This is a genomic window from Variovorax sp. P4_D9 (genome assembly GCF_056401695.1).
The window spans coordinates 1-4,480 of record NZ_JBFUIU010000710.1; the positions used below are offsets into that span (position 1 = coordinate 1).

Below are 4,480 nucleotides of genomic sequence, written 5' to 3' on the forward strand. Positions count from 1 at the left end.
GCATCTGGCTCCTGTCCATTCTCGGCGAGCGCCGTGCCTACCGAACGGTGGCCCAGCAGCGGCTGTTGGCGCTCGAAGCCGAGAAGACCGCCAAGGCAGAGATGGAGGAGGCCGTTCGGGCCAAGACCCAATTTCTGAGCATGGTGAGCCACGAGCTTCGCTCGCCGCTGCAGGCGATCCTCTCCTCGGTCGACTTGCTCAGCATGGCCATCCCACCCGCGGAGCGCGAGCAGGCGATAGCACGCATCCGGCGCTCGTCGATGGTGCTCGGCGTGCAGCTGCGGGACCTGCTGACGCTCGCGCGTGGCGAAGCTGGCAAATTGGAAATCCGGCCGGAGTCGTTCGAGGCACGTGCACTCATGGACGACGTCGCCGACGTGGCCGGCGAGCGTGCGCGCGACAAGGGGCTCGCGTTCAGGCTGGTGATGCCCAAGGAGCCGATCTTTGCGATGGCGGATGTCTTGCGCATCAGCCAGATCCTGGCCAACCTCGTGAGCAACGCGATCAAGTACACGGAGCGTGGATACGTGTCCCTCGAACTCGAACCTGCGCCGTTGGGTTCGGACAAGTTGATTTTCCACGTCACGGACACGGGCCCCGGCATCCCCTCGGCTCGCATCGCAACGGCGTTCGAGCCGTTCGAACGCGTCGGCGCGCCCGGCAAGGCCGATGAGAGCGCCGGCATCGGACTCACCATCGTGCGCACCGTCGTCAAGCATCTGGGCGGGAGCGTCGAGATCGACAGCAAGGAAGGGCAGGGCACGAAGGTCACGGTGACGGTGCCCGCACTCATCGAGGATCCGGACGCGGTGCACGGGCATTCGGATGTCATGGACGCGGTGCTCCTCGTGGAAGACCGCGGCTACATCCGCGCCTCGATCCAGAGCCTGGCCACGCGCCTGGGCTACCGCTGCGATGTGGCTGATTCGGCAGCGGCCGCTGCCAACTATCTCGCGGCGACCCCCTACTACACGGTGCTCATCGACCTGGACATGCCTGTCAAAGGCGGGATCGAGCTCGCGATGGAGACGCGGCGGCTCGACGGTCCAAACCAGAACGCCTACCTGGTCGCGATGAGCGCGGCTGCGCCTGAGCGACCACTCGTTCCCTGGCCGTTCGACCAAGTCATGGAGAAACCGATCGAGACCCCGCGCTTCGAGCGGGTGCTAACCCATCGCGAGCGAGAGCGGCAACGATGAATTCGAGCTGCACCGGCTTCTCGAAGGTCGGGAAGTTGTAGTCGCTCGAGGCCACCGCAACCTCATGGGTGTTGAGGGTGGAGTCGCGGAACTTGCCGCTGACCAAGGCGATGGCGCCGTGCTTGGTTTCCTCGCGGATCATCGCGATGAGGGGCAGGACGGTGGCGCCCCCGCGCAGTTTCCAGTCGAGGATGTACCCGTCGAACGGCTCGCRCTTGATCTCGGCCATCAATGCGTCGATGGTGTTGTAGGGCGATGCCTCGTAGCCCCTTTCACGGAGGCCGGCGCAAATGGACTTGGTCACGTCCCGGTCGTCGTCCAACACGGCGATGCGGGGCGGCCTGTCGACGGATTGATCGATCTCGATGCGCTGGACACCCAGAGTGGCTTGGCCAACAGCCGCTGATGCCGGCACGACGGTGTAGACCCCGGCGTTCTCCATGGCCACGAAAGCGCCGCCGCCGAATTCTTCGTCTTCCGGTTGTAGCCAGATGCGGCAGGGCGTTTGCACGTCCCCGAGCTGCAGCGTCGCACGCGTGCCGCCCTTGAGGCGACCGCCGCCCAGCATCTCCGGAAGCGTCTCGCCAAACTTCTCGGCGATTGATTGCAGTTCCTCCAGGGTCCACGCCGCCGTTCCGTGGGTGCGGCGGTGAGAGGCGGCACGGGAGATCCCGAAAAACTCGCCGACGAAGGCGGCCTGCCGGTGCTTGGGAATGCCATGACGCCCCAGCAGGGCCCGAACGGCGTGCGCCGCCTGTGATGGCAATTCTTCTTCTTGTCCGGAGAGGGGTGGTTCGTGCATCGACGCTTTTTATGTAATTTATCGTTACGCGCAACAGTGAAATGCCATTTGTCTCTCTTGGAGGCACATAATGGATTCGAGTGAACGGCAATCGCCAGAAACGATCCGCTCGTAGACTCAAATATCAGCCCTTCGACCTACATCTGAAGCGAGTGAGTGATGTTTGCTTCTATTCTCGATCAAGCCACGGCCAGATTGGAATCGGTGCATGCCACCTACCGTTGGAAGAAGTGCAGCTGGGGGCAGAGCAAGTGCTGACCATCGCTATGCTTCTCGAGCAGTGCGCCCCGCAAGTGTCGCCGGTGCTGATGCAGGCGCTCGTGCGTACCGAGTCGGCCTGGCAGCCCTTGGCAATCGGCATGGACAAGGCCCAGGGGACAGTCAAGCAACCCGCCACTCTTGCCGAGGCGATCGCCACCGCCAAGGAATTGGCCGCCTCCGGCCGGAAATTTTCTGTCGGTCTGGCTCAGATCCACGTGAGCAACGTCGCCCTCTACGGCATGACGTGGGAACAGGCGTTCGATGCCTGCCAGAACCTGGCCGTGGGTCAGAAAATTCTCTGGAATTTCTATCACCGCGCGTCTGCGTCGGGCTACTCGGGCGTCGCCGCCATCTGGGCGGCCCTTCGTGGCTACAACTCGGGCGGCGTCGACCGCGCCGTGAGCGACGAGTACGCGAACCGCATCTTTGCCTACATGAGCAGCGCGCCGCCGCAGGTGCAGCTTGGCACGGGCGTGCCTGTCACCACGGCTTCGACTGCGGCGTCCCTGCTGCCGGTAGCAGTCACGCCGGTAGCCGTCGCGGGCACGCCGGCGGACTCCACCAAAGCCAAGCGCCCGGGCGAATCCCTGGACATCTTCGAGAGGACGAAGCAGGCCGGCTTCTAGCTGGCCGTCCCTCCCGCACACAGCACGTGCTCCATGCCACATGTCCATCACTCCGGAGGATCCATGAAAGAGCAAGTCATCGCCGCACTGTCCCGCATCGACAGCTTCCGGTTTCGAAGAGGCCTCGCGGTCGCGCGGCTGGCAGGCAGCACCGCCGTGCTGGCGTTGGCAAGCCATCCGGCGACGGCACAGAGTCTCAAGCAGGCCGGTGTCAACATCTTCAACGTCATCTATGGCGTCGTCGGTGTGATCGGTGCCATCGCGTGCCTGCTGACGCTCCTGAATTGGGTGACGGGCAACTGGCTGGGCCGCGACGATCCCAAGAAGATCTTCTTCCAGGCGTTGGTCGGCACGGCGCTGGCTTTCGGTGTCGTGGCCATCATCCAGTTCGTCAAGGACATGGTGGGCGGCTCAGCGTCGGGCATCTCGAACCTCTGAGGCAGGCATYAGCGAGGGCGGCATGAACGACATCGACCATCGCCACGAGGAGCCGGCGCTCGAGCGCGCGGTGATCTACCGTGGGCCACAGGCCCCGGTGCTGCAGGCCTACGTGCCCCTGCCCGTCTTCGGGGCCGAATGCTTGCTGCTCCTGCTGTGCATGCGCCTCTTCGGTTTCTGGACCCTGCTCCTGCTGCCGCTGCACATGGTCCTCGTGCTCAAGACCAACGACAACCCGTTCTGGGTGCGCGACCTGGTGGCCAGCTATCGCCACCGTTGGTTCGCGCAGAACAAGAACACGCATGGCGATGGCGTCGTGAGCTTCAGTCCCCACACGAGCCGACGCGAGGTGCAGTGATGTCGGCCATACCCAAGGTTTGCAAGGTCCCCAGCATCAAGGCCGAGCGCAGTGTCGCGAGCTGCCTGCCGTATTCGCAGCAGATCGACGAGCACACGGTCATCACATATGAGGGCGATCTGACCCAGACGATCGAGGTGCAGGGCGTGTCCTTCGAGACGATCGGCCACAAGGAGCTCGACAACCTGAACCAGCAATGGTTCTCCGCGATCAACAACATCGCTCGCAGCCCGAACGTGGCGCTCTGGTCGCATGTCGAACGACGCCGGGTTCGCTACGACCTTTCAAGTGTCTCCTACGACAACGACCTCAGCACGGAATTCGCCCGCCAGTACGCGCGCAAGTTCGATGGCGAGAAGCATTTCGTCAACCAGCTCTTCGTGTCACCGGTCTACCGGCTCGCGGGGAACAAGGCGGACCGCGCGAGCATCCGCCTTTCCAAGCGGGCCAGCCAGGGGATGACGGAACTGCGCTTGCGCGCACGCGATGAGCTCTCGAAGTTGTCGGCGCAGTTGATGGCCAGCCTCAAGCGCTACCACCCACGGCTGCTTGGTACCTACGAGAACCAGGGCGCACTGTGCTCGCGCACGGCCGAGTTCTACTGCCGGGTGTTGAACAACGCCGATCGGCATATCCGTCTCGATTCGTACGAGCTCAGCCAGAACCTGCAGGCCGCTGCATTGAACTTCGGCGCGGAAACGGTCGAGATCGAAGGCGCCTCGGGATCGCGCTTCGCGGCCGTGCTTACGCTGGTCGCACCGTACCGCGCCGAGCAGTTGGACTCCAAAGTCTTTGA

The 4,480-nt window shown here is 63.8% G+C and carries 6 protein-coding genes; 5 read left to right on the top strand and 1 reads right to left on the bottom strand.

Going from position 1 to position 4,480, the window contains the following annotated elements; all coding sequences use genetic code 11:
• A partial coding sequence (locus tag AC1DY5_RS43230; RefSeq protein ID WP_478120567.1) for a hybrid sensor histidine kinase/response regulator occupies nt 1–1,199 on the top strand: 1,199 nt, incomplete at its 5' end.
• Here the strand turns inward: AC1DY5_RS43230 and AC1DY5_RS43235 are convergent.
• Nucleotides 1,126–2,001: a helix-turn-helix domain-containing protein gene (locus AC1DY5_RS43235; protein WP_478120568.1), complete on the bottom strand. Its 876-nt coding sequence runs from the start codon at nt 1,999–2,001 to the stop codon at nt 1,126–1,128. The genes AC1DY5_RS43230 and AC1DY5_RS43235 overlap by 74 nt on opposite strands.
• 230 nt (nt 2,002–2,231) lie before the next feature.
• Between AC1DY5_RS43235 and AC1DY5_RS43240 the strand changes: the two genes are divergently transcribed.
• The 4 genes from AC1DY5_RS43240 to AC1DY5_RS43255 all read left to right on the top strand — a co-directional run.
• Nucleotides 2,232–2,888: a lytic transglycosylase domain-containing protein gene (locus tag AC1DY5_RS43240; RefSeq protein WP_478120572.1), complete on the top strand. Its 657-nt coding sequence runs from the start codon at nt 2,232–2,234 to the stop codon at nt 2,886–2,888.
• A gap of 63 nt (nt 2,889–2,951) precedes the next feature.
• The gene (locus AC1DY5_RS43245; RefSeq protein WP_478120569.1) at nt 2,952–3,326 is read left to right on the top strand and encodes a hypothetical protein; all 375 of its coding nucleotides are present in this window, start codon (nt 2,952–2,954) and stop codon (nt 3,324–3,326) included.
• Between the two features lie 22 nt (nt 3,327–3,348).
• Nucleotides 3,349–3,684 (top strand): hypothetical protein, encoded by a 336-nt coding sequence (locus AC1DY5_RS43250; RefSeq protein ID WP_478120570.1) that lies wholly within the window; start codon nt 3,349–3,351, stop codon nt 3,682–3,684.
• Nucleotides 3,684–4,480 (top strand): VirB4 family type IV secretion/conjugal transfer ATPase (locus AC1DY5_RS43255; protein ID WP_478120571.1); only part of this gene is annotated, 797 nt, incomplete at its 3' end. The genes AC1DY5_RS43250 and AC1DY5_RS43255, both read left to right, overlap by 1 nt.